At 59.4% G+C, this 23,571-nt stretch carries 25 protein-coding genes; 18 read left to right on the plus strand and 7 right to left on the minus strand.

All coding sequences use genetic code 11. From position 1 onward, the window contains the following. Positions 1-155 precede the first annotated feature (155 nt). From ACP7B3_RS08250 to ACP7B3_RS08265, 4 genes are all read left to right on the plus strand, one after another. Positions 156-425 carry a DUF2790 domain-containing protein gene (locus ACP7B3_RS08250; protein WP_145159385.1) on the plus strand — a complete coding sequence of 90 codons (270 nt, stop codon included), beginning with the start codon at positions 156-158 and terminating at the stop codon, positions 423-425. Between the two features lie 577 nt (positions 426-1,002). Beyond that, complete coding sequence (locus ACP7B3_RS08255) at positions 1,003-2,253, plus strand: ribonucleotide-diphosphate reductase subunit beta (protein WP_032879817.1); 1,251 nt, start codon at positions 1,003-1,005, stop codon at positions 2,251-2,253. Positions 2,254-2,427: 174 nt separating this feature from the next. Then, positions 2,428-3,141, plus strand: a complete 714-nt coding sequence (locus tag ACP7B3_RS08260) for an HNH endonuclease (RefSeq protein ID WP_426178601.1) — start codon at positions 2,428-2,430, stop codon at positions 3,139-3,141. A 72-nt stretch (positions 3,142-3,213) separates the two neighbouring features. After that, complete coding sequence (locus ACP7B3_RS08265; RefSeq protein WP_426178651.1) at positions 3,214-3,858, plus strand: HAD-IB family hydrolase; 645 nt, start codon at positions 3,214-3,216, stop codon at positions 3,856-3,858. Between the two features lie 238 nt (positions 3,859-4,096). Here the strand turns inward: ACP7B3_RS08265 and ACP7B3_RS08270 are convergent, their stop codons facing one another. Further along, complete coding sequence (locus ACP7B3_RS08270) at positions 4,097-5,056, minus strand: LysR family transcriptional regulator (protein WP_426178602.1); 960 nt, start codon at positions 5,054-5,056, stop codon at positions 4,097-4,099. Positions 5,057-5,284: 228 nt separating this feature from the next. Here ACP7B3_RS08270 and argH point away from each other — a divergent pair, with 228 nt between their 5' ends. From argH to ACP7B3_RS08305, 7 genes are all read left to right on the plus strand, one after another. Then, entirely contained in the window at positions 5,285-6,712 is a 1,428-nt protein-coding gene (gene argH / locus ACP7B3_RS08275; protein ID WP_426178603.1) for an argininosuccinate lyase, read from the plus strand. 106 nt (positions 6,713-6,818) lie between these two features. Then, a complete protein-coding gene (locus tag ACP7B3_RS08280; RefSeq protein WP_426178604.1) occupies positions 6,819-7,697 on the plus strand; it encodes an amino acid ABC transporter permease in 879 nt (292 codons plus the stop codon). Positions 7,698-7,721: 24 nt separating this feature from the next. Further along, a complete protein-coding gene (locus tag ACP7B3_RS08285) occupies positions 7,722-8,486 on the plus strand; it encodes an amino acid ABC transporter ATP-binding protein (RefSeq protein WP_119741579.1) in 765 nt (254 codons plus the stop codon). A 25-nt stretch (positions 8,487-8,511) separates the two neighbouring features. Next, positions 8,512-9,333, plus strand: a complete 822-nt coding sequence (locus ACP7B3_RS08290; protein WP_145159393.1) for an ABC transporter substrate-binding protein — start codon at positions 8,512-8,514, stop codon at positions 9,331-9,333. A 150-nt stretch (positions 9,334-9,483) separates the two neighbouring features. Continuing rightward, a complete protein-coding gene (locus tag ACP7B3_RS08295) occupies positions 9,484-10,659 on the plus strand; it encodes an MFS transporter (RefSeq protein WP_119741577.1) in 1,176 nt (391 codons plus the stop codon). Between the two features lie 158 nt (positions 10,660-10,817). Beyond that, on the plus strand, positions 10,818-11,765 hold the full coding sequence (locus ACP7B3_RS08300; RefSeq protein ID WP_426178605.1) for a hypothetical protein: 948 nt from the start codon (positions 10,818-10,820) through the stop codon (positions 11,763-11,765). Positions 11,766-11,872: 107 nt separating this feature from the next. Then, the gene (locus ACP7B3_RS08305; RefSeq protein WP_262208557.1) at positions 11,873-12,253 is read left to right on the plus strand and encodes a helix-turn-helix domain-containing protein; all 381 of its coding nucleotides are present in this window, start codon (positions 11,873-11,875) and stop codon (positions 12,251-12,253) included. Here ACP7B3_RS08305 and ACP7B3_RS08310 read toward each other — a convergent pair. Further along, positions 12,183-12,740, minus strand: a complete 558-nt coding sequence (locus ACP7B3_RS08310; protein WP_426178606.1) for an AAA family ATPase — start codon at positions 12,738-12,740, stop codon at positions 12,183-12,185. The genes ACP7B3_RS08305 and ACP7B3_RS08310 overlap by 71 nt on opposite strands. 39 nt (positions 12,741-12,779) lie before the next feature. Further along, positions 12,780-13,712: a GlxA family transcriptional regulator gene (locus tag ACP7B3_RS08315; RefSeq protein WP_426178607.1), complete on the minus strand. Its 933-nt coding sequence runs from the start codon at positions 13,710-13,712 to the stop codon at positions 12,780-12,782. 114 nt (positions 13,713-13,826) lie between these two features. Here ACP7B3_RS08315 and ACP7B3_RS08320 point away from each other — a divergent pair, with 114 nt between their 5' ends. Continuing rightward, positions 13,827-14,618: an SDR family NAD(P)-dependent oxidoreductase gene (locus ACP7B3_RS08320; protein WP_426178608.1), complete on the plus strand. Its 792-nt coding sequence runs from the start codon at positions 13,827-13,829 to the stop codon at positions 14,616-14,618. 24 nt (positions 14,619-14,642) lie between these two features. Here the strand turns inward: ACP7B3_RS08320 and ACP7B3_RS08325 are convergent, their stop codons facing one another. Further along, complete coding sequence (locus tag ACP7B3_RS08325) at positions 14,643-15,317, minus strand: hypothetical protein (RefSeq protein ID WP_426178609.1); 675 nt, start codon at positions 15,315-15,317, stop codon at positions 14,643-14,645. Positions 15,318-15,484: 167 nt separating this feature from the next. Then, the gene (locus ACP7B3_RS08330; RefSeq protein ID WP_370003753.1) at positions 15,485-16,543 is read right to left on the minus strand and encodes an MBL fold metallo-hydrolase; all 1,059 of its coding nucleotides are present in this window, start codon (positions 16,541-16,543) and stop codon (positions 15,485-15,487) included. Positions 16,544-16,665: 122 nt separating this feature from the next. Here ACP7B3_RS08330 and ACP7B3_RS08335 point away from each other — a divergent pair, with 122 nt between their 5' ends. The 4 genes from ACP7B3_RS08335 (at position 16,666) to ACP7B3_RS08350 (ending at position 20,720) form a co-directional block, all read left to right on the plus strand. Beyond that, complete coding sequence (locus ACP7B3_RS08335) at positions 16,666-17,292, plus strand: TetR/AcrR family transcriptional regulator (protein WP_145159411.1); 627 nt, start codon at positions 16,666-16,668, stop codon at positions 17,290-17,292. 190 nt (positions 17,293-17,482) lie between these two features. Then, positions 17,483-18,541 carry a diguanylate cyclase gene (locus tag ACP7B3_RS08340; protein ID WP_426178610.1) on the plus strand — a complete coding sequence of 353 codons (1,059 nt, stop codon included), beginning with the start codon at positions 17,483-17,485 and terminating at the stop codon, positions 18,539-18,541. Positions 18,542-18,805: 264 nt separating this feature from the next. Beyond that, positions 18,806-20,125 carry a methyl-accepting chemotaxis protein gene (locus tag ACP7B3_RS08345; RefSeq protein ID WP_426178652.1) on the plus strand — a complete coding sequence of 440 codons (1,320 nt, stop codon included), beginning with the start codon at positions 18,806-18,808 and terminating at the stop codon, positions 20,123-20,125. 76 nt (positions 20,126-20,201) lie between these two features. Next, positions 20,202-20,720, plus strand: a complete 519-nt coding sequence (locus tag ACP7B3_RS08350) for a DUF1003 domain-containing protein (protein WP_119741558.1) — start codon at positions 20,202-20,204, stop codon at positions 20,718-20,720. A gap of 257 nt (positions 20,721-20,977) precedes the next feature. Here the strand turns inward: ACP7B3_RS08350 and ACP7B3_RS08355 are convergent, their stop codons facing one another. Beyond that, entirely contained in the window at positions 20,978-21,856 is an 879-nt protein-coding gene (locus ACP7B3_RS08355) for a LysR family transcriptional regulator (RefSeq protein WP_145159415.1), read from the minus strand. Between the two features lie 80 nt (positions 21,857-21,936). On the opposite strand from ACP7B3_RS08355, the gene ACP7B3_RS08360 reads away from it, so the two are divergent. Continuing rightward, a complete protein-coding gene (locus ACP7B3_RS08360; RefSeq protein ID WP_145159417.1) occupies positions 21,937-22,644 on the plus strand; it encodes a CTP synthase C-terminal region-related (seleno)protein in 708 nt (235 codons plus the stop codon). Further along, complete coding sequence (locus ACP7B3_RS08365) at positions 22,641-22,961, plus strand: antibiotic biosynthesis monooxygenase family protein (protein WP_426178611.1); 321 nt, start codon at positions 22,641-22,643, stop codon at positions 22,959-22,961. The genes ACP7B3_RS08360 and ACP7B3_RS08365 overlap by 4 nt, the downstream gene beginning before the upstream one ends. Positions 22,962-23,093: 132 nt before the next feature. Here ACP7B3_RS08365 and ACP7B3_RS08370 read toward each other — a convergent pair whose 3' ends face one another. Beyond that, complete coding sequence (locus ACP7B3_RS08370) at positions 23,094-23,417, minus strand: DUF2025 family protein (RefSeq protein WP_426178612.1); 324 nt, start codon at positions 23,415-23,417, stop codon at positions 23,094-23,096. Positions 23,418-23,571: the final 154 nt, after the last annotated feature.

The raw sequence follows: 23,571 nt of genomic DNA on the forward strand, positions 1-23,571 counted from the left end.
GCCTAAAATCAACTCCGCCAACAAGGCAACGTGATTAACAACGTAACAGCCCCCACGAAGGCAACGTTAATCCGAACTTCCCAACTCTTAAGTTACACACGCGGCCTCATAAGGGCCCCGTGACCCCTTTCGCCCTGAAGAAGGTAAGTAAAGAAATGAAAGCTCTCGTAGTTATGGCCCTCAGCAGCTTGTGCGCCACCGCCGCCCTGGCCGATGAGGCCCCGACCGAGCTGGCCGGCCAGAACGCCCCGATCGTTGAGGATTACACCTACAGCACTCACCTGGATGTTGCCAAAGTATTGTCCATGAGCACTGTTCCGGAAGTATGCCAAGTGGTACCGGTACAAATGGAATATGAAGACTCACACGGTCAACGTCATATTCTTAATTACCAAGTTATGGGCAACGGTTGTTCTAACGGGTAACAGGTTATTGAGTCAGGTTTAAACCGGATCTTGGTCGCCGCAAGTAATCGTTCTTGCGGCCAAGAACCTATTTCGAACCCACCATGAAACAAATGTGGGAACTGGCTTGCCTGCGATGGCAATTTCAGCCTTACCCACCTCCCAAAGCCCGCCACCTACCCGCCTCTGCTGCCCCCACAAAAACTATCCCACCGCCCGTCAAAAAATTCCTATCCCGGCAAAGCCTTGCAAACACGCCTCTTGGCCGAAAACCAAGCTATTTTGGCGCTCAATCGTGACCATCCGCCGCAACACAAAGCCGAATTTTTCCCTATAATGCGCGGGTAAATCGGGCCTGCAATATCCCTTTACACTGGGATGAAGAGCCAGACCTTGAGCCTGCGCTGGAGCATGCACCTGTCGCTCCGCCCCTCAAGCCTCACGCAGAACACCCGTTACCCAATTCCGTTTAATGCCTGCGCGAGCTGTTGCAACAAACGATTCCTTAAGATCCACCGCGGCCTCTGGGCCGTGTGAACACCCAACCATCCGGTTTCACACGGGCACCTTTGAGCCCTCACGCAGGAGACGACACGTCATGCTGAGCTGGGACGAATTCGACAAAGAAGAAGAAGGCGAAGTAGCCGCTAAAGGCGCCAACGCCGGCCACGCCACCGAAGCCAACATGGACCGCCTCGACGGTGCCGGCGCTGCCGCCGCCATCGAAGCCCGCGCCGTCACCGCCAGTGACTCCGCCGCCATCGTGCGCGCCAAGGCCGCCCTGGACAAACTCGACGTCGCCGAAGGCCTCGCTGAGCTTGAAGGCTCCGCCGCCCGCGTCGCCGTTGACGAAAAGCGCATGATCAACTGCCGCGCCGACCTCAACCAACTCGTGCCCTTCAAGTACGACTGGGCCTGGCAAAAGTACCTCGACGGCTGCGCCAACCACTGGATGCCGCAAGAGGTCAACATGACCGCCGACATCGCCCTGTGGAAAAACCCCGAAGGCCTGACCGACGACGAACGCCGCATCGTCATGCGCAACCTCGGTTTCTTCTCCACCGCCGACTCCCTGGTTGCCAACAACCTCGTGCTGGCCGTGTACCGCCTGATCACCAACCCGGAGTGCCGCCAGTACATCCTGCGCCAGGCCTTCGAAGAAGCGATCCACACCCACGCCTACCAGTACTGCATCGAATCGCTGGCCATGGATGAAGGCGAGATCTTCAACATGTACCACGAGATTCCATCGGTCGCTAAAAAGGCCGCCTGGGGCTTGAAGTACACCCGCTCGATCTCCGATCCGAAGTTCGAAACCGGCACCGTCGAAACCGACAAAGAACTGCTGCGTAACCTGGTCGCTTACTACTGCGTCCTGGAAGGCATCTTCTTCTACTGCGGCTTCACCCAAATCCTGTCGATGGGCCGTCGCAACAAAATGACCGGCGTGGCCGAGCAGTTCCAGTACATCCTGCGCGACGAGTCGATGCACCTGAACTTCGGTATCGACGTGATCAACCAGATCAAAATCGAAAACCCACACTTGTGGGATGCCGAGATGAAGGAAGAAGCGACCCAGATGATTCTGCAAGGGACTCAGCTGGAGATTGAATATGCGCGCGACACCATGCCTCGCGGCGTGTTGGGCATGAATGCGGCGATGATGGAGGACTACCTCAAGTTCATCGCGAACCGTCGTCTGTCGCAGATTGGGTTGAAGGAAGAGTATCCAGGGACGACTAACCCGTTCCCGTGGATGAGCGAGATTATGGACTTGAAGAAAGAGAAGAATTTCTTCGAAACCCGCGTGATCGAGTACCAGACCGGCGGCGCGCTGAGCTGGGATTAATTCCTAAGTCGGCAACATCAAGAAGCCCTGACATGTTCAGGGCTTTTTTATGCTCCGTGATCTGAATATTTCCAAATTCAGAGACGGTCAAATCCCACCAGACTGTAGGAAATTTCGTAGACGCAATAATGGCTACTCAGTATCGTCCGAGGGTTTTCTACCCTCGGCGGCTGTATGGATATTACGAAAGAAAAAACGGACTGGAACGACGCCGAGCTGACAGCGGCGGTAGAGGCGTACTTGAAGATGTTGGCCTGGGAAAAGAGCGGCCAACCTTTCAACAAAGCACTCGAAAACCGCCTTCTGCGTGAAGGCCCGGTAGCGGGCCGTGCGAAGGGTTCTATTGAGTTTCGCATGCAAAATATCTCTACCGTGCTCGTCCGTATGGGCTGGGACCGCATCGAGGGCTATAAGCCCGCCAAAAATGTGGGCTCAGGCGTAGAGCAACGCATCCGCAATGCACTGGCCGCAAAGGGCGTGTTCGAATCAGAAGATGCTGCCCAAACGGCAGACGAACAAACGCTGATCCGCCGCGCATCCAAACTGCAGCAACAACCCTTCCATAAGCTACCCGACGGCATAGCCCAGCCACAGAAGGTATCGACCGTCAGCACCGCCTTTGTCCGCGACCCAAAGGTACGCGCCTGGGTACTAAAAGAAGCCAACGGCATCTGCGAAGGCTGCGGTTCAAACGCACCTTTCGAGGTCGACGGCCAGCCATTTCTTGAAGTACATCACGTCAAGCACCTCGCCCAGAAGGGTTCGGATCGCACGACCAATGCTGTAGCCTTGTGCCCCAATTGCCATCAGCGTTGCCACCGGTCGAGTGACCGGGATGCTTTCACCGAGTCGCTGTACGCCAAGATCGGAAGATTGGCACGGGAGTAAACTCCTGCTGTCACACCTGATGCACGCTTAATAAACACTAGATAGGACCGAGGCCAACCCGTGAACCCAGACATGCTCGAAGCCGGCCCAATGGACGCCAAAGTACTTTCCGTCTTTGACTTCGACGGCACCCTGACCCATCACGACAGTTTCGTACCCTTCCTCAAGTTTGCCTTTGGCACCGGTGAGTTCTACGGCCGTATGGTGAAGCTGGCGGTGCCGGGGCTGCGCTTTTTGCTGCGCCAGATCAGTCGGGATGAGTTGAAGGCGCAGTTGATTCGTACCTTTATGACCGGGGTTGAGAAGGCGTGGGTTCAGCAGCAGGCTGAGGCGTATTGCCAGCGTACGTGGAGCAAGCTGATGCGCCCGACTGGGTTGCAGTCGGTGGCGGATGAGGTGAAGTCCGGGGCGGAGGTGACGTTGTGTTCGGCGTCGCCGGCGTTGGTGTTGCAGCCGTTTGCGAATCGGTTGGGGATCAAGTTGATTGGCACTGAGCTTGAGGTGGTCGACGGGGTGTTGACGGGCAAGCTCACGGGGAATAATTGCCGCTGTGAGAATAAGGTGCTGCGGCTTGAGGCGGTGTATGGGGATTTGGGCGATTATCGGCTCAGGGCCTGGGGCGATACCCGTGGGGATCGGGAGTTGTTGGCGGCGGCGCAGGATGCGCATTTTCGGCATTTTCATTCGAAGAAGAAGCCGGGCAAGTTGCAGCGGTGATGCGGGTGGATGGGGTCGGCGGGTGGACCGAGGTGATCCCATCGCTGCCTCGCTGGGGCTCGAGAGCTCCCACATTTTGATCGGTGCAGGCCAGACAGCGCACTAGTATGGGGTGCTGGGGGTCGATACAAATAGCGGGGTCGGCAGCGGACCGAGTCGATCCCATCGCTGCCTCGCTGGGGCTCGAGAGCTCCCACATTTGGGCTTTGTTGGCCTGTTGATCGGTGCTCGGCAAGGGTTATGTTGCGGCTTTGAGGTCTACGCCCAGGGCTGTGGCGAAGGCTTTTACCATTGGGCTGCGCGGGGCGTTGTGGCGCAGGATCAGGTTGAAGGCGGTGCTTAGGTGAACCTGCTTCGGGCACAGTGCGCGCAGGCGCCCTTCCCTGACCAGTGGCGCGGCGTAGTGTTCGGGCAGAAAGCCTAAGAAGCGGCCGGTGAGGATCAGGATGGCGACGGCTTCAACCTGTGAGGCCGAGGCGGACTGGCTGTCGTAGGTGACGAAGTTGGCTTTGTCGCGATGGATTGCATACCGGTGGTTGACCACTTCGTATTGGCGCAGCACTTCTGGCGTGATGTCGCTCGCGTTGAACAGTGGGTGTCCTACGGCGCAATAGGCGTGGGCTTTTTCTTCGTACAACGGGAAGTAGTCGAATTCTTCGCGGCGTTGGTAAACCGGCACGATGCCGACGATCAGCCGCCCTTCCACTACGCCGCGCTCAACTTCGTCGAGTTGCGAGGCATGTAGGCGCAATCTAATTTTTGGCGATTCGCTGTGTAGTTTCCCTAACGCGGTAATTAGCGGCGAATTAACGTCGGAGACGGTGTTATCAATAACGCCCACACTAAGGTCACCAATAAGCTCGTTTTGCGCCGAACTAAGCTTGTCGCGAAAACTGTCCACCGAGGTAAATAACTCGATGGAAGCCTGATACACCAACTTGCCTTCTTCGGTCAGGCCAAAGCCTTCCCGGCCCCTTGTACACAGGCGCATGCCGATGCGAATTTCAAGGTCGGAGATCTGCTTGCTGATGGCCGCCAGGCCCACGTTCAGCTCGTTTTGCGCGGCGCTGAAGCCGCCGGCTTCGACCACCGCCATGAACACGCGCAGTAATTTGAAGTCCAGCCCGCTCAGTTGCAGGGGCGGTCGTGTGCCGGGTTTTGGCGGCATGTTTCCAGAAGTGGAAAGTGGGGTTTCCATAATACGCGTTGACCTCAAGTGCCATATTCAACAGGCTTCAACCCAATCCTTGAACATAGCCAGGCGGCGATAATGGCCGTAAACATCCGCCCTTGGCAACCTTGAATATAGCGGGTTGAACAGCACACAGAGGCTGATTTAGCACCCGTAAAAACCTGACACTACGATCAGGTCTTTTTAGTTTTTTACTGCCTCCGACTCTTCTAAAAACAAGCGTGAGGAATACCGATGTCCCAGCCCACCGACCGCCTTTGGGGTGCTCGTTTCAAGACCGGCCCGTCTGCTGCATTGGCCGCGTTGTCGCGTTGCCCTGAGCGCTATTTTCGCCTGACGCCCTACGACCTGGCCGGCTCCCGTGCCCATGCCCGCGAGTTGCAACGCGCCGGTTTGCTGGATGAGTCCGAAACCCTGCGCACCCTTGAAGCCCTGGACCGCATTGGTGAGGACTTCGCCGCCGGGCGCCTGCATCCAACCCTGGATGACGAGGACGTGCACACCTTCATCGAACGCGTATTGACCGAGCGCCTGGGCGCCTTGGGTGGCAAGTTGCGCGCCGGGCGTTCGCGTAACGATCAGACCGCCAATGATCTGCGCCTTTTCCTACGCGACCATGCGCGCATCATCACCACTGAGGTGCTGGGTTTGCAGCAGGCGTTGGTGGAGCAGGCTGAGCAGCATGTCGAAAGCATCTGCCCGGGCTTCACGCACTTGCAGCAGGCGCAACCGATTGTGTTTGCCCATCACTTGTTGGCGCACGCGCAGTCGATGTTGCGCGATGTGCAGCGCCTGGTGGATTGGGATGCGCGCACCGCGTTGTCACCGTTGGGTGCTGCGGCCATGGCAGGCTCGGCGATTGCGCGCCAGCCAGAGCATTCGGCCAAGGAAATGGGCTACACCGGGCCGTGCGAAAACTCGATCGACGCCGTCGCCAGCCGTGACCATGTGGCGGAGTTCCTGTTTGTGGCGGGCATGCTCGGGGTGAATATTTCGCGGCTGTCGGAGGAGTTTTGCCTGTGGTCGTCGCGCCAGTTTCGCTGGGTGGTGCTGGACGATGCCTACGCCACCGGCAGCTCGATCATGCCGCAGAAAAAGAACCCGGACATTGCCGAACTGGCGCGGGGCAAGGCCGGGCGCTTGATTGGCAACCTGACCGGGTTGATGTCGACGCTCAAGTCGTTGCCGCTGTCATACAACCGCGATTTGAGTGAAGACAAGCACAGCGTGTTGGACAGTGTGGACACCTTGTTGCTGGTGCTGCCAGCGATGGCCGGGATGGTCGCGACGATGAAGGTGCAAGTTGAAGAGCTGCGGCGTCAGGCGCCGATGGGCTTCACCTTGGCGACTGAGGTGGCGGACTGGTTGGCCACGCGCGGCGTGCCGTTCAAGGAGGCGCATGAGATTACCGGCGCCTTGGTGCAAGCCTGTGAGAAACACGAGATTGAGTTGTGGGAAGCCTCACCGGCGATGTTGGCGCAGGTGGATGCCCGGCTGCTGCCGGAGGTGCGGGACTGCTTGACCCTGGAAGCGGCGATTGCGGCGCGCAGTGGTTGGGGTGGGACGGCGCCGGAGCGGGTTCGGGAGCAGATTAGGCGGTTGAAGACTGCCTTGGCTGAGCAGCAGAGATGGGCTGAGAGTTATCAGGGGTTTCGGATTTAAACCTGGGCCTTTGTGGTGAGTTTGCTGGCGCTTTCGCAGGCAAGCCAGCTCCCACATTTGAACCATGTTTTAACAGTTGGATCGAGTACAGCAGTGGAGTAGCACCATGAACCAAACCCCGGCGGAGCGCTTGGAAGCTGAGCGCAAGTTGTCCGAGAACCAGTTCGATATCACGCAGTACGAGCACGTATCGCGTCGTTATTACGGGCGGATGTTTTTTGCCACGTTGATCGTGATCGCATTGGCCGCGTTGTTGCGCGCCTTTGCCAATGGCCAGATCGAATGGTCCTACATCGGGCAGTTCCTCACGTCTGAGGCCATTCTGTGGGGCCTGGTGAACACCATCGTCATGTCGATTCTGGCAATGGCGCTGGGCGTGGTCATCGGCGTGATCACGGCGATCATGCGCATGTCGGCCAACCCGATCCTGCGCTACGTGGCCATCACTTACACCTGGCTGTTCCGCGGTACGCCGCTGATTCTGCAGCTGTTGCTGTGGTTCAACCTGGCGCTGATTTTCCCGGTGATCGCCATACCCGGCCTGTTCAGCATCGACACCGTCGACCTGATGACGCCATTCGTGGCCGCGCTGCTCGGCCTCAGCATCAACCAGGGCGCCTACACCGCCGAAGTGGTGCGCGCCGGCTTGCTGTCGGTCGACACTGGCCAGTACGAAGCCGCCAAGTCCATCGGCATGCCAAGCCTGCAAGCGCTGCGTAGGGTAATTCTGCCGCAGGCGATGCGAGTGATCATTCCGCCGGTAGGCAACGAGTTCATCAGCATGGTGAAAATGACCAGCCTGGCCAGCGTGATCCAGTATTCGGAGCTGCTGCACAACGCGCAAAACATCTACTACGCCAACGCCCGCGTCATGGAGCTGCTGATTGTGGCCGGCATCTGGTACCTGGCGGTGGTGACTGTTCTTTCATTTGGTCAAAGCCGCCTCGAGCGTCGTTTTGCCCGCGGCGCCGGCAAGCGTTCGTAAGTCTGGGTTGAGGAGATTTGCCCCATGAGAAGCATCGTCAAGGCCGTCAACCTGAACAAGTATTACGACGAGTATCACGCGCTGCGCGACATCAATATCGAGGTCGAGCAAGGCGAAGTCATGTGCATCATCGGCCCGTCCGGCTCGGGTAAAAGCACGTTGCTGCGCTGCGTCAACCAGCTGGAAAAGATCGACAAGGGCGGCCTGTGGGTCGACGGCGAACTGGTCGGTTACCGCGTCGTCGGCAACAAGCTGCACGAGATGAATGAATCGCAGATTGCCCGCCAGCGCCTGGCGACCGGCATGGTGTTCCAGCGCTTCAATTTGTTCCCGCACATGACCGTGTTGCAAAACATCATCGAAGGCCCGGTGCAGGTGCTCAAGCGCTCGCCCAAGGAAGCCATCGAAGACGCGCTGGAGTTGCTGGCCCGCGTCGGCCTGGCGGACAAGCGCAATGCCTACCCGGTGGAATTGTCCGGCGGCCAGCAACAGCGTGTGGCCATTGCCCGCGCGCTGGCGATGCGCCCCAAGTTGATGTTGTTTGACGAGCCCACGTCAGCCCTCGACCCGGAGCTTGTAGGCGAAGTGCTGTCGGTGATGCGCGATTTGGCCACCACCGGCATGACCATGATCGTGGTCACCCATGAGTTGGGCTTCGCCCGCGAAGTCTCCAACCGCATGGTGTTTATGGACGCCGGCCAGATTGTGGAAGCCGGCAGCCCTGAAGAAATTCTAATAAGCCCACAAAACCCGCGTACCCAAAGCTTTATTTCTGCCGTTCGCACTTAACTAAAAAACTAACGAGAACGCCCCCATGAAAAAATTGTTTATCCCAACGTTGCTCGCAGGCCTGATGGCCTCCTCGTGTGTATTCGCGGCATTGCCGGCGGCAATCAAGGACAAGGGTGAGATCAGCGCGGCCATCGTGCCGAACTACCCGCCGATGGATTTCAAGGACACCGCCACCAACAAACTCACCGGCCTTGACTTCGACCTGGGCAACGCCCTGGCCGAGCGCCTGGGCGTGAAGATCAAGTGGCAGGAGACCGGCTTCGAGCAGATGCTCAGCGGCCTGACCACCAAGCGCGTCGACATCGTACTGTCAGGCATGAGTGACACCGCCGAGCGCCAGAAGGCCGTGACCTTCATCGACTACTTCACCAGCGGCCCGCAGCTGTACACCCTGGCCAAGCGTGAAGACCTCAAGGAATTGACTGACCTGTGCGGTAAAAAAGTCGGCACCAGCCGACGTACCACCTGGCCGTCGGAAATTGCCGCGTGGAGCAAGGAAAACTGCGAAGCGGCGGGTAAGCCAGCGGTCGTGGTGATCGGCACTGAAGGCTCTGCGGATGCGCGTGCGCAGTTGCAGCAGAACCGTTTGGACGCGGCGATGCAGGGCAGCGAGACGATTCCTTATTTGATGTCGTTGGACAAGGGCAAGTACAAGCCAGTGGGCCTGGCGATTTCCAAGCAGTTCACGGGGCTGGGGATTGAGAAAAGCAACACCGAATTGGTCACGGCGATCAGTGAGGCGTTGCAGGGCATGATTGATGATGGCACGTACGGCAAGATCCTGAAGAAGTGGGATCTGGAACAGGGTGCGGTGGAGAAAATCAGCATCAATGCCGGGCAGTAAACACTGCAAAAACCTGTGGGAGCGGGCTTGCCTGCGATAGCGGTGGGTCAGCTTGCATCTGCATGCCTGACTCACCGCCATCGCGGGCAAGCCCGCTCCCACATTTGAATTGTGTTGTATTGGAAAATTAATAAGGACATCCGCCCCACCGTGGCCACCTACTCCCTGGTAATCCGCCGCCTGATGATCTGCTCGGTGACCATCGTCGTCAGCCGCGCCATGACCAGTCCGCTGCTGGCCCTTTGGCTGAGCACGCGCCTGGGCCTCAACCAGCAGGACATCGGCTTGCTGATGGGCATCGCCGTGTTCATCGCCACGTTGCTCGGCCTCTATGGCGGCTACGTCATTGACCGCCTGGAAAAGCGCAAGCTGCTGATCCTGGCCATGCTTTCCAGCGCCATCGGATTTTTGTTGCTGACCTTTGCCAGCAACCTCTACCTCACCACCCTGACCCTGGTGATTACTGAAGCCGCGTCGGCACTGTTCCTGATCGGCTCCAAGGCCATCATCAGCGAAAATCTGCCGGTGGGCGACCGCGCCAAAGTGTTTTCCCTGCGCTACACCCTGACCAATGTCGGCTATGCCACCGGTCCGATGGTGGGTGTGGTGATCGCCGGGCAGATCCCCTGGGCGCCGTTCCTGATCGCCAGCGCCATCGCCCTGGGCAGTGTGTTCCTGATGATCGGCATTGCGCCGACCCAGCGCGACAACAGCAACAAACCCCTGAGTTTTCTCACGACCCTGCGCACGCTACGCAGCGACCGCACGCTGATCCTGTTCACCAGCGGCAGCCTGTTGAGCACCATTGTCCACGGGCGCTATACGCTTTATCTGTCACAGTTTCTGCTGGTGGCCTACAAGCCCGCCGAGGCGCTGAAGATTCTGTCGGCGGTGCTGGCCTGCAACGCCATCACCGTGATTTTGATGCAGTACCAGATCGGCCGTTTTCTCAAACGTGAACAGCTGCGTTACTGGATTGTGCTGGGCACGTTGTTGTTCATTGTCGGGCTGATCGGTTTCAGTCTGGCGGACAGCCTGGTGACCTGGTGCCTGGCGATGTTCGTGTTCACCTTGGGCGAGATGATCATTTACCCCTCGGAATTCCTGTTCATCGACACCATCGCCCCGGATGCGCTGCGCGGCAGTTATTACGGTGCGCAAAACCTGGCGGCGTTTGGCGGGGCGATGAGCCCGGTCATTTGCGGTTACCTGCTGATCAATGCGGCGCCGGTCAGCATGTTCTATGCCCTCGGCGCATTGACCGCGGTAGGCGGCACCTTGTGTTTCCTGAGTGGGCGGCGTGTGGCCGGTACACCGCCTATCTAATGTGGGAGCTGGCTTGCCTGCGAAAGCGGTGTGTCAGGTTACGGATAGGCAAGCTGGCCCACCGTTATCGCAGGCAAGCCAGCTCCCACATTTTTTGCTCTGCGTAGCGGCTTCTATTTGCGTAATATCCAGCCACTCATCTCACGGACCCGAGCCCCATGAAATTCGACACGGCCTACAGCCTGAGTCTCGATGACAAACTGTCGATCTACGACGTACGAGACCTGAATTTCGACGAAACCAGCCCTTTCGACTCCGACAAGGACAGCTTCCTGTGCCCCAACGATGAATGCCGCGCGGCGTTCGATACGGGCAATGCGCTCAGCACCTTCAACGCAAAAAACGTCAACTATCAGCGCACACCGCACTTCAAGAACAAGGCCAGTACCCAGCACATTGACGGCTGCCGCTACGCCAGCACGCACAAGACTGCGACCGGCGAAACCGATGACGAGCGCGAGGATAATTTCCCATCGGAATGGGTACTGACGCGACGCCAGTACGAGCGCAAGCCTGCCGTGACCGGCTCCGAAGCCGGCATCCCACACGATCCGACGAAGGTTGCGTCTACTCGGGCCAGTTCGTCCCACAGCGCCAGCGACTCTACCCCGGACAAAACCAGCGTGTTCGCCCACCCGGTGGAATGCTATGTGTCGAATATCGACGACAAAGACAAGCTCAAGAGCATGCCGCTGAAGATCGGCGATCACACGGCAACCTACTGGACGTTTTTCAAGAAGATCGAGTACCTGCAAGACAACAACGGCCTGATCTACTGGGGCAAAATCAAGCAGATCAAGGACTACACCGCCAGCTTTCGCATCGATTTCGAAAAGAAAGTGTGGCTCGACAAGAAGCCCTATTCGGTCAACGTCTACCTGAGTAAAAAACTCATCGAAAACTATCGCAAGCGCACGGCGTTCCTGGAACAGATCAAGGCGGCGGCAGACAGTAAAAAGGCGCTGTACTGCTTCTTTTATGGGGTCACGCCGCAATTGAAACAGGTGCCAAGCAAGAAGAACCCCGAGCAGACATTCGGGGTTTTCAGCGCGAATATCGAGAACCTGGATCACTTGATCATTCGAGAAGCGCCGGGCGTGGAATAAAGCGCGACTGAAACGCCATTAAAAAAATCCAGTTGATGAGCGGTCAAAACAACTGTACAAAAACACAGTATAGTTTGCCTTCCCCCGTCGAACCTGGAGAAACCCCCATGTCCTCTCTGGCAATGAGCTCTTTCGTAGAACAGCAGATCGTCCTGCACCAATTCACCGCCAAGCACAGTGTGCAGGCCCGCGCGATGCTTGGTTGGAGCCGAGAAGAACTGGCCCGACAAACCGGGCTGGCGGTCGAAACGGTGCAACGCTTTGAAAGCCAGGGCGATGTAGATGATGAAACCCGCCTGGTATTGGCCTTTCGGCTGGAAGCCGAGGGGCTGGTGTTTTTCCCGGGGTTTGCGCCGGGTTGGGGCATGAGTGCGCGCAAGTTCGACAAGGCCCCGGCCGAGCCCGCTGCACAGGGCATCATTTCGCGCTTGATGGGCTCAACAGCGGCATCAATTGATTCACCAGCGCCTCAACCGAATGGTGCGTAGCGTCCAGCCGGATCACCGGGCAGGTCAGTGGCTTCAGCCAGCTTTCATGCCGACGCAGGCTGCGTAGGCTGTGGTTACCATCATCGTAACGAGCAGCCCAGGCGAGAAACGCGACGCTGTTTTCATGGCGGCTGCCGCCCTCCAGAATCCGGTCACCATAGCGCTGCTCTTCGCGCAGCCGCAGGCGGTGCAGGCGAACTGGCGGGTCTACACGCAGGAACACCACATGGGTGAACTGCGGGATCATGGCATCGCCCCATCCGCACACTGAGCCGGACAGCACCCAGCCTTCGAGGCCGGCACTTTGTTCCTGTAACAGACGCGTGCGTTCATCCCGTAGCCGAGCGACGGTGAACGGTTCCGGAGTTTGCTGCCAGAAGAAGTCGTCGGAGTCGAAATAAACCACATTCAAGCGTTCGGCCAAGGCTTTGCCCAAGGTCGTAGTGCCTGCGCCTGCAGCGCCGAGAATGTGAATTTTATAGCGCATGGCTTGCTCCCCTTAACTTGAGTGTAAGCCGTTGGGGCATCAGGCCTGCAATTGCAGCGCGCGGCGCATCATTTGTGGCGGCTGGCCGAAGGCACGCAGGAAGGCGCGACGCATACGCTCCGGGTCACCGAAGCCGGTGTCGCGGGCAATGATGTCGATGGGATGGTCGCCGGATTCAAGCATCAGCCGCGCTGCTTCAATGCGCAGGCGTTCGATCGCCTTGGCCGGGGTGTGGCCGGTTTCGCTGCGAAACAGACGGCTGAACTGGCGCGGACTAAGGTGCGCGACGTCGGCCAGCCGTTCAACCGAAAGCTCTTCCTGCAAATGCTGGCGGGCGAAGACCAGGGCGGTTTGCACACGGTCGGACTTGGGGTCGATGTCCAGCAGCGCGGAAAATTGCGACTGGCCACCCGCACGGCGATGGTAGATCACCAACTTGCGCGCGACCTCGCGGGCCACCTCTACACCCAGGTCGTTTTCGACAAGTGCCAGGGCCAGGTCGAGGCAGGCGGTCATGCCGGCAGAAGTCCAGAGTGGGCCGTCGACAGTGAAGATGCGGTCTTCTTCAAGCCTCACAGTGGGATACGCCTGACGAAAGGCCCGGGCGTGGTACCAGTGAGTGGTTGCCTTGCGGCCTTCCAGCAGCCCGGCTGCCGCCAGGTGGAAAGAGCCGGTGCAAGCAGAAGTCACACGACGCGACGTCACCACTGCGTGCTGCAAGTAGCTGAGCAGGCCAGGCGTGGCGTCGAGCACTTCGTTATCGCCCACTACCAACACCGTGTCGTACGGACCAAAGGGCACCGTATCAATGGCAAAACCCATGGAGCTTTTGACCGGCCCGCCCTCCTCGGATACCAGGTCTACCCGATAGAACGGCTGTTCCACTTCCAGATTGGCGAATTCAAACACCGTACTGGTGCTCAGGCTGAGCATCTGAAAACCCGGAAACAGCAAAATACCGACAGACACCATGGCCAAACCTCATGTCTCTAAAGGAGGGATATACGACATTGCAGCCATGACATTACACCCATAATCTTGGTTGCAACAAGGCCCTCCTTCCTTGGCCCTCCTGGAGCAACTGCAATGACTCAATCCAAAGGTTATGCGCTGATCACCGGCGCTTCTTCGGGCATTGGCGCCACCTACGCCGATCGTCTGGCTCGCCAGGGTTACGATCTGATCTTGGTGGCGCGTAACCAGCACCGACTGGAGCGGCTGGCGACTCAGCTCAACGCCGATACCCAACGGGATATCCAAGTGGTGGTGGCCGACCTGAACCTGCCGGCCGATCTGGCCCGTATCGAACAGATCCTGCACGACGACAGCCGCATCAGCCTGTTGGTGAACAACGCCGGCATCGGTGCCACCGCGCCCTTGCTCGACAGCGATGCGGACAAGATGGAGGCAATGATCCTGCTCAATGTGCTGGCCCTGACCCGCCTGGCCAAAGCCGCAGCAACCAACTTTGTCGCCCAGGGTCGCGGCACCCTGATCAACATCGGCTCGATCGTGGCGGTCGCACCCAAGTTGCTGAATGGTGTTTACGGGGGCACCAAAGCGTTTGTGCAGGCGTTTTCCGAATCACTCGAGCATGAGCTGAGCGACAAGGGTGTACGGGTTCAAGTGGTGTTGCCCGGTGCCACCGCCACCGAGTTTTGGGACGTTGCCGGCCTGCCGGTGAGCAACCTGCCCGAGACAATGGTCATGACCGCGCAAAACCTGGTGGACGCCGCATTGGCAGGGCTCGCACAAGGTGAGAAGGTCACCATCCCGTCACTGCCTGACAGCCTGGATTGGGACGCTTACGAAACCGCGCGCCTGGCCTTGGGGCCAAACCTGTCACACCGCAGTCCGGCCCCACGTTACGGCGTGTAATCAGCGAATAGACTGAAGCCCAGGTCAGTGGCCGCCTGGGCCGCCGGCGCTGATCTGTCGATAGGCGCGCAGCAACGCGTGCAATGCATCGCGAGACCCTCGAGCGCCATAAAACCAAAGCTTCGTGTCCTCTGCCAACGGCTCGCAAACGGCGGGATAACCGCTTATGCACGCACTATGAAACGCCGCACATTGATCGTCAGACACCAAGGCATCAAGACGATGCCTGGTCACCAGATCGTCGACTTCACGCGTCTGCAAAGAGAATTGAAGGCTGTGGTCTGCACGTCGTGCATCTACCGGTACCAATTGCGCACCGGCCTGTTGCAGGATATCGAACGCTCGGCGCAAGGCTGCGCTGTGTTCAATGGCTTCGTAATGCGCCCCGTGCACATACCGGTCAGCGAACCCGATGCGCCACCCTGCGAGCACCTTGGAAGCGGTAAAGGTGCTGTTATTGCGTACCAGAGGCACTTCAACCATCACAGGCCCTGTGGGCTCGATACCACTCAAGGCGACGAGTAACAGCGCAGGGTCTCGCTCGGGTTTTAGCAGCGGGGCCACGGCGTTGTAACCGGGAATGAGTGCGAAGCCCTTTGGAGGGTCAGCGCCGAAGACGATACCGCCCAGGCTGGCTTTATCGGTGTTGGCCTGGGCCGGCGCAGCGTTCGCGCCGCCCGCTTCACCCGCTTCAGGCAAGGAAGGCCCAAGTCGACAAGGCAAGCCCAACCGCCAATGCTCCCTACAGTTTTTTTCCATCAGAACCTGCACCCCGACAATGACCGTGCGGGATCATCGCACTCTCATCGAAGGGTTGTCGCAGGGCTGAAATACCCTGAAAACTCATTTTCCTACGGCCCCAAACTTCAGCCCGTAGCGTGCTCTTTCGCACCTTGAGTTTCCACGTCCAACCACCACGCATGCCCACGCTCAGGCTGGTTCAGATTGAACGCCTGCCCCATCGCCGGCGTGGTAATCGAAACGTTGCGCTCCCAGGCCAGGGCCATGATGCGGTCGAACGGCTCGTGCCAGGCATGGAACGCCAGGTCGAACGTGCCGTTGTGAATCGGCAGCAACCAACGGCCTTTAAGGTCGATATGCGCCTGTAAGGTTTGCTCCGGCTGCATGTGCACATGGGGCCAGTCGACGTTGTAAGCACCTGTTTCCATCAGCGTGAGATCAAACGGGCCGTATTGTTCGCCGATGCGTTTGAAACCGTCGAAATAACCGGTGTCGCCACTGAAAAACACCCGCCGCGCACCGTCGATCATCACCCAGGAACACCACAGGGTCTGGTTGCCGTCAAACAGACCGCGCCCGGAAAAGTGCTGGGCCGGCGTGGCGATAAAGCGAATGCCATCGACCTCGGTGCCTTGCCACCAATCCAGTTGCCTGACTTTGCTGGCGTCCACACCCCATTTCACCAGGGTGTCGCCCACACCCAGCGGGGCGAGAAAGTAGCGGGTTTTGTCGGCCAGCTGGACCACGGCCTTATGGTCCAGATGGTCATAGTGATTGTGCGAAAGAATCACCGCTTCCAGCGGCGGCAAGTCTTCAAGGCTAATGGGCGGCTGATGGAAGCGCTTGGGCCCAGCCCAACTGAACGGTGAGGCACGCTCGGCAAACACCGGGTCGGTAAGCCAGAACTTACCGCGCATTTTCAGCAACACGGTGGAATGCCCCAGACGGAACACGCTGTGATCGGGAGCGGCCAACAGCTGCTCGCGTGTCAGCGGTTGCACCGGAATCTTGCCCACGGGGCGCGTGCTGCGCGGCTTGTTGAAAAGCATGTTCCAGAAAATCCGCAACGTCTTGCCAAAGCCGCCGTGCTGCACTGGGGCATCGTTGGTGAAATGCCCTTGCTCCTGCTCGGCAGGTTTGAGTGCTTCAGGCGAAGGGTCGAGACGGCTTGAAATCGTGGCCATTACAGAGTGACTCCTGGGGTCCGCTCATAAATTACACTGCACAGTGTAGTTTCTAGATTGCAACAAAACCCGGAGCAAGTAAACTACCGAGTGTAATTTCATCCAAGAGCCGAACGCATTCCATGACTGCTCCCCAACGCCTCACCGACCGCAAGCGCGAAGCCATCGTGGCAGCGGCCATCACCGAGTTTCGGGCTAACGGGTTCGAGGTCACCAGCATGGACAAAATCGCCGCCACCGCCGGTGTCTCCAAGCGCACGGTCTACAACCACTTTCCCAGCAAAGAAGAGTTGTTTGCAGAAATCCTGCACCAGTTGTGGGCCAGCAGCGTCGCCCAGCTGGACGCCAGCTACGCCAGTGACCGCCCCCTGCGCGAGCAATTGCGCGGTTTGCTGCAGGCGAAGATGCAGATGATGTCGGACGCCAACTTCCTCGACCTGGCCCGCGTCGCGATCGCCGCCACCATTCATTCGCCCGAACGCGCGCAAGACATGGTCAACCGCTTGAGCAAGCGCGAGGAAGGCTTCACCCAGTGGGTACGCGCGGCCCAGGAAGATGGCCGCCTGGCCTGCACCGACCCGGCCTTTGCGGCTCATCAGATCCAGAGCCTGCTCAAGGCGTTCGCCTTCTGGCCGCAAATTACCCTGGGCCAACCTACCCTCGACGCTGCCAGCCAGGCCAGCGTTATCGAATCGGCCATCGACCTGTTCCTGGCCGGCTACGAAGTCAGCCCTGCCCGTTCGCAATAAAGCCTGTTGCATGAGCGACATTCCAAGTCGTTTTTAGCGCATTCACCCGGTGTGCTACGCAAATGGCTTGGAAGGACACTGATTATTCCCACGCGAATAACTGACAATATTCACACCTATTATCCGATCAACGGTTCCCGCCGCTGACGCACGCTGTCGCATCTGCAAAAAAGAGCTGACCCGGAACACTATGGAAAACAGACGAGGCAAAGGGCTGTCATTTGCCAGGCGTATCTACAAGCCAAGGATCATCGGCCTGGGTATCGGCTGTATCAGCGTCATCGGCGCCCTTTACCCATTGGCGATGCCGGGCTGGGTATGGGCCTTGCTGATATTCAACGGTTATGCCTGGGCCCATGTGGCGTACCAGGTCTCCACGCGCTCGCAATTTCCCTACCAGGCCGAACAACGCAACTTGCTCTATGACTCGCTGCTCGGCGGTTTCTGGGCGGCGGCCACGCAATTCACACCGCTGACGACCGTGACCATCCTGTCGATGATGACCATGAACAACGTCGCGGCCGGGGGCAAGCGCCTGTTTCTGCGCGGGCTGGTGGCACAGGCGGGCGGTATCGGCGTGGCGTGGGCGCTGTTGGGGATCAAGTTCAATCCCAACGTCAGCCTTGCCCAGGTGTATACCTGCCTGCCGATGCTGACGCTTTATCCGATGGCGATCGGCATGGTCTGCTATCAGTTGGCAATCAAACTCTCGGAACACAAACGCGCCCTCAGCGCCCTCAGCCGTGTCGACAGCCTCACCGGCCTGCTCAATCATGGCTCATGGAAAGACCTGCTCAATCTCAAGTTCCACAAATGCCAGCAGCAACAGAGCCACGCCACCATTGCCTTGATCGATATCGACCATTTCAAACAGATCAACGACACCTACGGCCATATCGTCGGTGATCAGGTGTTGCGCCAGTTGAGTCAGGAGTTGCGTCAACACTTGAGGGAAAATGACTTAGCCGGCCGTTACGGCGGCGATGAGTTCTGTGTGATTCTTCCGCAAATGTCACTGGAAGAAGCCGCGCTGGTCATGGAACACATGCGAGAAACTTTTAGTAACTATCGCAATTCGCAGATCCCGGAGTTGCGCGTGAGCCTGAGCATTGGTCTGGCAGACTTCCAACCCGTCTTCAGCGATGCGGCAATGTGGCTCAACGCCGCGGATCGCGCGCTCTATGTCGCCAAGGACTCCGGTCGCAACCGGGTGAATGTCAGCCACTACGTCGTCGCCCACTCCGCTTAAGTCGTCCTACGACACCTCGTCTGAATTCTCTTCAGACACACTGCTGCAGAAGCATAATGCCACCATTGGTCGCCTACTCAATGACGTTCCCGCCCTGAAGGCGAACTTCTTGGCCGGCCGATCACTCTGAACCCGTTGTTCAACCCCCCTCTGTCGGCACAAGGAAGCTGACAATGAGCAAGTCAACCGTAAGGCCTGGTGCCCTACGGGGGCAGGCGCATATTCATGGATACCTCTGACGCGTGCTTCCCCGAGCTCTCGAACATGCTATTCAACGCCCACAAAAAAACTATCAGCACCCTGCAACACACCAACGCTCAACAAGCCAGCTTGCTGGATGCCATCGAGCGCTCCATGGCGGTGATCGAATTCGATCTGCAAGGCACCGTCCTGCGGGCCAATGAGAATTTCCTCAAGACCATGAGCTACCGCGCCGAACAGATCGAGGGCCAGCCCCACCGAATGTTCTGCACCCCCGCGTTCACGCGCAGTGCCGAGTACAACCAGTTGTGGACGCAGCTGCGTAATGGCCAATTTCAGTCGGGCACCTTTGAACGCGTCGGCGGCGACGGCCAATCGGTATGGCTGGAAGCCAGCTACAACCCGGTGCGCGATCACACGGGCCAGGTCATCAAAGTGGTGAAATACGCCATGGACGTCACCCCGCGCCTGCAGGCCGAAAGCGAAGCCAACGCCAAGTTGGGTGCCATCGACCGGGCCATGGCGGTGATCGAATTCAACCTCGACGGCACCATCATTACCGCCAATGCAAATTTCCTGCAGCGCATGGGCTACAGCCTGGCGCAGATCCAGGGCAAGCATCACCGCCTGTTCTGCAAGCCGGACCTGGCCAACAGCTCGACGTACAGTGAGTTCTGGAAGCGCTTGAACCAGGGCGAACTGTTCAACGGCCAGTTTGAACGCATCGACAAAAACGGCCAGACGGTGTGGCTGGAGGCCAACTACAACCCGGTGTACGACGCCAGCGGGCGCCTGTGCAAAGTGGTGAAGTTCGCCTCCGACATCACCGCCAGAGTGCAACAGCATGCCGCCGACGCTGCCAGCGCTGCCCAGGCTTATCACATCTCGCTGAGCACTCGGGATATCGCCGAAAAGGGCGCTGATGTGATCCAGCAAACCGCCAGCGGCATGCGCGAAATTGCTGCCGACATCGATGGCTCCTCGCAACTGATCGCCAAACTGGGCGAGCGTTCGCAGCAGATCACGGCCATCGTCAACACCATCCGCGGCATCGCCGACCAGACCAACCTGCTGGCCCTCAACGCCGCCATCGAAGCGGCGCGCGCTGGCGAACAAGGCCGTGGTTTTGCCGTGGTGGCCGACGAAGTGCGGCAACTGGCGGCACGCACCAGCGGCTCCACGGCGGAAATTTCCAGCATGATCGCGATGATCCAAGAGGAAACCCGCCAAGCCATCGACAGCATGGAAGGGACACGCGACCGCGCCGCTCAAGGTGTGGAGTTGGCCAACCAGGCCGGCACGGTGATCCTGCAGATTCGCGAAGGCACGGGCGAGGCTGTGCAGGCGGTGAGCGCGTTTGCCAATGAGCGGGGCAACAACTGACCTGATCTTCATGTGTCTGGCCGGGGGCTGGGTCTATAGTGCTGACTAGTCTTTACGCCAAGGATTCGAGCCCGCCATGACCCCAGACAAGCCAGAAGCTGCCCCCGTCGATCACCTGCGCTTCCACCGAGGCCACGCCCACCTGGCGCCGACCTTCGGCAACGACACCTTTGCGCTCAAGGCCGAAGCGTTCGCGCGCTTCTTTGGTACGCCCACCTTTCTCGGCGCGCAAACCGCGATCGTGATCTTGTGGGTGGTGCTGAACATGACCGGCATCACCCACTTTGATGTGTACCCGTTCATCCTGCTTAACCTGGCCTTCAGCCTGCAATCGGCCTATGCCGCGCCGCTGATCCTGCTGGCCCAGACACGCCAGGCCGCCCGCGACAAAGCCCAGTCCGACGCCGATGCCCAGCACCGCGAAGCGCTGGCCATTGCCAACACCGAGCGCCAGGCCCAAGCCGAACAAACCACCAAGCAGTTGCTGGAACTGCTGGAGCAGAACACCCGCCTGACGGAAATGACCAAGCAACTGACCGAGCGTATCGAGACCCTGACCTGCGAAATGCATGAGCAGTTCATGCGCAAACCCTGAGGGCGAAGCCGTTGGCTTAGTTATGGCGAGCGCGGCTTGTTGTGGCGAGCGGGCTTGTTGTGGTGAGCGGGCTTGCCCCGCGTTGGGCTGCGCAGCAGCCCCAAAACCTGACACTGCGGTTTACCTGAAGAATCGCGTTGGCCTGTCTGGGGCCGCTTCGCGCCCCAACGCGGGGCAAGCCCGCTCGCCACAGAAGCCCGCTTACCACAACAAGCCCCGCTCGCCACAACAGGCCCGCCAGTCACAAAAGGCGCCGTTCATGGCAATCGCACATGCCGCCCCAATTCATCAAACAACGTGACCACCGAACGCAACGCCCGGCAATCCGGACGCGTCAGCAGCCACAGTGCGGTGTTCCGCCCGGCCAACGCCGGCCCCAGTGGTTGCAAACCATCGCCCAAGAGAAAATCCGGCAGCGCCGCCACGCCCAAACCTGCGCGCACCAACTCGGTGACCGACAACATGCCGTTGCAGCGATAGCTGGGGCGCACGCCCGGCAAATGCTCGCGGCGCCAGGCGACGGTGGGGTGATCGGGCAGGAAGTCGTCCGGGGCGATCCACGGCAGCTCAGCCAACTCGCGGCCTGCGTGCTGGCGCGCAAAACCGGCACTGGCACACACTTGATAGGCCACCGTGCCCAGGCAGCGACCGACAAGGTGCTCCGGCGGCGTCTTGGTCAGGCGCAGGGCAATGTCCGCATCGCGGCGGCTGAGGTTGGCGAAATCATTCGATGTGCTCAACTCCAGGGTCAACGCCGGGTATTCGGGCATGAACCGCGCCAGCGCCGGCAGCAGCAAACCTTGCAGCACTGAGTCGGTACAGGTCAGGCGCACGGTGCCGCTGATCACTTCGCCGCCCTGCTCCACGCCAATGCGCGCCGCCTCCAACGCTTGTTCTGCGTGCTCGGCCTGCTGCGCCAGGTTGCTGGCCAGGCTGGTGGGCAGGTAACCGGCGCGGCTTTTTTCAAACAGGGTCTGGCCCAAGGCGGCCTCCAGCCGACGCACCGCACGGAACACCGTGGACACATCCACCCGTAACAGCGCCGCCGCCCGCGCCAGGGTGCCGCCGCGTACCAGGGCGAGGATCAGCGAGAGGTCGGGATAGTCGATTTGATAGTGCGTGGCTGCATTGAGCATGTGGACGAACGCCAATTTTGATTGCGTGAGCGCCAATCTATAGTGGGCACCAGGACACAACAAGCCATGGGACGTACACGATGAAAGCCAGCACCTTGCACCTTGCCCTGATCGGCGACTACAACCCCGACGTCACCGCGCACCAGGCCATCCCCGTGGCGCTGCAACAGGCGGCCGACGCCCTGAACCTGAACGTTCACGTGCAATGGCTCGACACGGACTCGATCACGCCCACCACTCAATTGCATATGTTCGACGGCTTCTGGTGTGTGCCCGCCAGCCCCTACCGCGACACCGACGGCGCACTGCGGGCGATCCGGTTTGCCCGCGAACACAAGCGCCCTTTTCTCGGCACGTGCGGCGGTTTTCAACATGCGGTGCTCGAATATGCCCGCAACGTGCTGGGTTGGGCGGATGCCGAACATGGCGAGCTGGCCCCGCACGCCAAGCGTGCGGTGATCACACCGCTCAGTTGCGCGCTGGTAGAGGCCACGGACACCGTGCGCCTGGCGCCCTACACCCGCATCGCCGAGGCCTACGGCACGCTGGATATCCACGAGGGTTATCGCTGCCGGTACGGCATCAACCCCGAGTTCGCCAACGCACTGTTGGAAAGCGACCTGATTCCCAGCGGCCACGACTCGGCTGGCGATCTGCGCGCCATCGAATTGCTCGACCATCCGTTTTTTGTCGCCACGCTGTTCCAACCGGAACGTGCTGCGCTCAAGGACGTCACGCCACCCTTGGCGATCGCTCTGCTCAAGGCCTGCCTGGCGTTGTCACGATGATCGCCAACACACCCGTCACGCCCTACTACGCAGTGATTTTCAGCTCATTGCGCAGCAAGGGCGATCAAGGCTACGGCCAGGCCGCCGCCCGCATGCTGGAACTGGCACGTGAACAACCGGGGTTTCTGGGGGTGGAGTCGGCGCGCGAGGACGGCTTGGGGATAACGGTGTCCTACTGGGAGAGCGAGGCGGCGATCCTGGCCTGGAAGCAGCAGGTTGAGCATCGTGAAGTGCGCGAGCAGGGGCGCGCCACCTGGTATTCGGCGTTTCAAACACGCGTGTGCAAGGTGGAGCGGGCCTACACCTTCCAGAAGTGAAATGCGTTCCCCTGTGGGAGCTGGCTTGCCTGCGATGGCACCCGCTCGGTTTTACTCAGAGACCGCGTCGTCTGCATCGCAGGCAAGCCAGCTCCCACCTCTGATCTTCATTGCCGGCAAAACAACAGGTGCTTAGCTGACCAAACTGCGCAACGCACTGATCTGCGGGATTTCTACCCGGCGCATGTACACGCGCAGCGGCTCGGTGATGTTGATGCGGACGTCGATGTTCTGGTCCAGCAGCAACTGCAGGCGTTCGCGCGACAGGGTCATGGCGTGGTCGGCGGCCGGCAGCCAGACAAATTCAGCAGTGGGAATGATGCCGTCATCGGCCACGTCCATGCCGAAGGCATCTTCGCTGAAACGCACGATGTACTGGCCGGTTTTGCGGTTCAGGCCGACAAAACCGTGGAGTTGGTCGGCGGCCTGGCAGATGAGTTCTGAAGTGATGCGCATGGTAAACCTCACTGAAAAGTCCCACTGGGACTGGAAAGATGGTTTACACGCGTGGCAGAAATTACGGCCCTCTGACGGGGCAGCTGCGGCCAAGAATACTGCAATACAGCACAAAAAAACCCAGAAAAATGGCGCCTGAGCACCTTAATGTCGG

The organism is Pseudomonas sp. TWRC1-2 (assembly GCF_049896685.1).
GTDB lineage: Bacteria > Pseudomonadota > Gammaproteobacteria > Pseudomonadales > Pseudomonadaceae > Aquipseudomonas.

Bases quoted from the DNA above. Each gene is read 5' to 3' on its own strand.
- ACP7B3_RS08360 (WP_145159417.1), top strand. From the start codon at position 21,937: ATGAAAGCCAGCACCTTGCACCTTGCCCTGATCGGCGACTACAACCCC.
- ACP7B3_RS08330 (WP_370003753.1), bottom strand. From the start codon at position 16,543: ATGGCCACGATTTCAAGCCGTCTCGACCCTTCGCCTGAAGCACTCAAA.
- ACP7B3_RS08335 (WP_145159411.1), top strand. From the start codon at position 16,666: ATGACTGCTCCCCAACGCCTCACCGACCGCAAGCGCGAAGCCATCGTG.
- ACP7B3_RS08265 (WP_426178651.1), top strand. From the start codon at position 3,214: ATGCTCGAAGCCGGCCCAATGGACGCCAAAGTACTTTCCGTCTTTGAC.
- ACP7B3_RS08260 (WP_426178601.1), top strand. From the start codon at position 2,428: ATGGATATTACGAAAGAAAAAACGGACTGGAACGACGCCGAGCTGACA.
- ACP7B3_RS08355 (WP_145159415.1), bottom strand. From the start codon at position 21,856: ATGCTCAATGCAGCCACGCACTATCAAATCGACTATCCCGACCTCTCG.
- ACP7B3_RS08250 (WP_145159385.1), top strand. From the start codon at position 156: ATGAAAGCTCTCGTAGTTATGGCCCTCAGCAGCTTGTGCGCCACCGCC.
- ACP7B3_RS08345 (WP_426178652.1), top strand. From the start codon at position 18,806: ATGCTATTCAACGCCCACAAAAAAACTATCAGCACCCTGCAACACACC.
- ACP7B3_RS08365 (WP_426178611.1), top strand. From the start codon at position 22,641: ATGATCGCCAACACACCCGTCACGCCCTACTACGCAGTGATTTTCAGC.
- ACP7B3_RS08320 (WP_426178608.1), top strand. From the start codon at position 13,827: ATGACTCAATCCAAAGGTTATGCGCTGATCACCGGCGCTTCTTCGGGC.
- ACP7B3_RS08315 (WP_426178607.1), bottom strand. From the start codon at position 13,712: ATGGTGTCTGTCGGTATTTTGCTGTTTCCGGGTTTTCAGATGCTCAGC.
- ACP7B3_RS08255 (WP_032879817.1), top strand. From the start codon at position 1,003: ATGCTGAGCTGGGACGAATTCGACAAAGAAGAAGAAGGCGAAGTAGCC.
- ACP7B3_RS08340 (WP_426178610.1), top strand. From the start codon at position 17,483: ATGGAAAACAGACGAGGCAAAGGGCTGTCATTTGCCAGGCGTATCTAC.
- ACP7B3_RS08280 (WP_426178604.1), top strand. From the start codon at position 6,819: ATGAACCAAACCCCGGCGGAGCGCTTGGAAGCTGAGCGCAAGTTGTCC.
- ACP7B3_RS08285 (WP_119741579.1), top strand. From the start codon at position 7,722: ATGAGAAGCATCGTCAAGGCCGTCAACCTGAACAAGTATTACGACGAG.
- ACP7B3_RS08300 (WP_426178605.1), top strand. From the start codon at position 10,818: ATGAAATTCGACACGGCCTACAGCCTGAGTCTCGATGACAAACTGTCG.
- ACP7B3_RS08310 (WP_426178606.1), bottom strand. From the start codon at position 12,740: ATGCGCTATAAAATTCACATTCTCGGCGCTGCAGGCGCAGGCACTACG.
- ACP7B3_RS08350 (WP_119741558.1), top strand. From the start codon at position 20,202: ATGACCCCAGACAAGCCAGAAGCTGCCCCCGTCGATCACCTGCGCTTC.
- ACP7B3_RS08270 (WP_426178602.1), bottom strand. From the start codon at position 5,056: ATGGAAACCCCACTTTCCACTTCTGGAAACATGCCGCCAAAACCCGGC.
- ACP7B3_RS08305 (WP_262208557.1), top strand. From the start codon at position 11,873: ATGTCCTCTCTGGCAATGAGCTCTTTCGTAGAACAGCAGATCGTCCTG.
- ACP7B3_RS08290 (WP_145159393.1), top strand. From the start codon at position 8,512: ATGAAAAAATTGTTTATCCCAACGTTGCTCGCAGGCCTGATGGCCTCC.
- argH (WP_426178603.1), top strand. From the start codon at position 5,285: ATGTCCCAGCCCACCGACCGCCTTTGGGGTGCTCGTTTCAAGACCGGC.
- ACP7B3_RS08370 (WP_426178612.1), bottom strand. From the start codon at position 23,417: ATGCGCATCACTTCAGAACTCATCTGCCAGGCCGCCGACCAACTCCAC.